General features: G+C 46.0%; 1 protein-coding gene and 1 pseudogene. Both read left to right on the forward strand.

The features are described 5' to 3' along the window. A pseudogene (locus A3762_RS23360) lies at positions 1-417 on the forward strand (hypothetical protein); the annotation flags it as partial. Beyond that, positions 408-789, forward strand: a 382-nt coding sequence (locus tag A3762_RS23365; protein ID WP_156493698.1) for an MBL fold metallo-hydrolase, incomplete at its 3' end; no start/stop codon positions are given. The pseudogene A3762_RS23360 and the gene A3762_RS23365, both read left to right, overlap by 10 nt.

Raw genomic sequence — 789 nt, forward strand, 5'->3', positions numbered from 1 at the left:
GAATTTATACATCGCAAAGAAGCGGGATTCTTTTCTATGGATTGGTACAGTCATGGCACACACTATGGTATCGGCATTGAGGTGGAAAAGTGGTTAAGCCGCGGGATTAGTGTAGTGGTTAACGGCTCTCGCTCGTATTTATCTGTAGCGCGCAAACGTTTCGATATGCTGTATCCGATATTGATTCATGTTGATACCAACATACTGCGAGACCGCCTGGTTTCCCGTGGCAGGGAGTCTGAAGAGCAGATTGAAAAACGGCTTGCTAAAGCACAGCAAGACGAAAATCTTCTTCTATCCCAGAGCATTCCTTATGTTGAAAATAATCATTCTTTGGAGAAGGCGGGTGAGAAACTATTTGAAATGATTGTGACAAGGAAACTTTGTGCCAAAGAGGCTGCATCACTATGCAAATAACGCTCTTGGGCACGGGGGCGGCAGGCGGAGTTCCGCTGTTTGGTTGCCAATGTTCGGTTTGTAGTGCAGCGAAATCAGATCCTTCACTCAGGAGAAGGCCAGCTAGCGCATTGCTGGAAGTTGAAGGTGCGGCTTACCTTATCGATGCAGGAATCATGGATATTGGCGAGCGATTTGAAGCGTCTTTTCTGAATGCAATATTTCTAACACATTTTCATCCTGATCACGTACAGGGTTTGTTTCATATCCGCTGGGGGAAAGAGCCCAACATTTCGGTATTTTGTCCCCCCGATAAGGATGGCTGCGCTGATTTGTACAAACACCCCGGCTTGCTCGAGTTTATCCATCAAAAGAAATACGCGACTCTAAAAT

Source organism: Oleiphilus sp. HI0125, assembly GCF_001635355.1.